Genomic DNA, 1052 nt, shown 5'->3' with positions numbered 1-1052 from the left:
TTTACATTAGGGAACCTCTCATCTCCCAAGTTGACACTTCCCTAGAGAACGTTGCGAAAGCAACGTTCTTTTTATTTTCTCTTTTATAACTTTTAATTACAAAAAAATCCTTGTTGAACTAATGGGTAGCTTTAGTGAAAGAGGAAGGTGCATAAAACACCCCTTTTTTATGAAGCTATCAGGCTTCTTCAGAAGCCAAAAATGTGGATTCATCAACCATGTATAAACGATAAATATAACCCCCTTGAGCACCAAGGGGGTTATATTTCGGAAGTTCCGAAAATTCACTTTATGTAAACTAGATTTGTATAGAGTATTCATGTGATCCTTTGAGACCTTGTTAAACTAAAGGGTCAGATTGTAGAAAACCAATTTTCAAGCCATTTGGATATTTATGTTAAAATATAGTATGGAGACTGTGAAAGTTTGTACTTAAACTAACGAGGCGGTCATATTTAAAAATTGATAATAAAATAACAAAAAGGAGATGAGTCAAATGATGATTTTAGGGCCTTTTCTGATGGCTATTGTGCCAGGAATAATCATATTGTTACTTACGTGGTGGTTCAATAAAATAAACCTTTCCCTATCCTTGAGGATTGTACCAGGAATCTTAACAGTTATAGCTGCTATTATTTTGTTTTATATTGGTTTTATAAAGATTAGAGGGTTCGAAGGGGCAAGTTATGGAATTCTCGCTTTCATTTTAATTATTTTTGCTATTATATCGCTTGTCATGGTAAATAAGGGTTCGATGCAGAATAAGGAGAATTTCTTTAATTAAACAAGCAGCTGAAAGGATCTTCGACCAGAAGATCCTTTTAGCTGTACCTATAAAGATGATTATGTTAACTAAAAATGAATATATAATTCACGAATATAGATAAAACGGAGTATATAGTATAGTCAGAGTCACTTTTCTTAAATTGTGACACGGGTACTTATCTATATTGAGTGAAACCTCACATGGTACCTACATTAGTTGAGTAGCAATACAAATGTCCCGTTGATATAATTTTCAAAAAATAGATGAAAGGGGTCAGCAATATTGC

At 33.1% G+C, this 1052-nt stretch carries 1 protein-coding gene; it reads left to right on the top strand.

Annotated features, from left to right (window positions below; translation table 11 throughout):
• The first annotated feature begins 496 nt into the window (after positions 1 to 496).
• A complete protein-coding gene (locus tag ACIQZI_RS24255; RefSeq protein WP_403078386.1) occupies positions 497 to 784 on the top strand; it encodes a hypothetical protein in 288 nt (95 codons plus the stop codon).
• The last annotated feature ends 268 nt before the right edge of the window (positions 785 to 1052 follow it).

Source organism: Peribacillus sp. NPDC096379 (genome assembly GCF_044762875.1).
Taxonomy (GTDB): Bacteria; Bacillota; Bacilli; order Bacillales; family DSM-1321; genus Peribacillus.
The sequence above is the reverse complement of the archived record's forward strand: the minus strand, read 5'-3'. Positions and strand labels throughout refer to the sequence as shown.

Coding starts and splice junctions, on each gene's coding strand:
- ACIQZI_RS24255 (WP_403078386.1), top strand. CDS start 497: ATGATGATTTTAGGGCCTTTTCTGATGGCTATTGTGCCAGGAATAATC.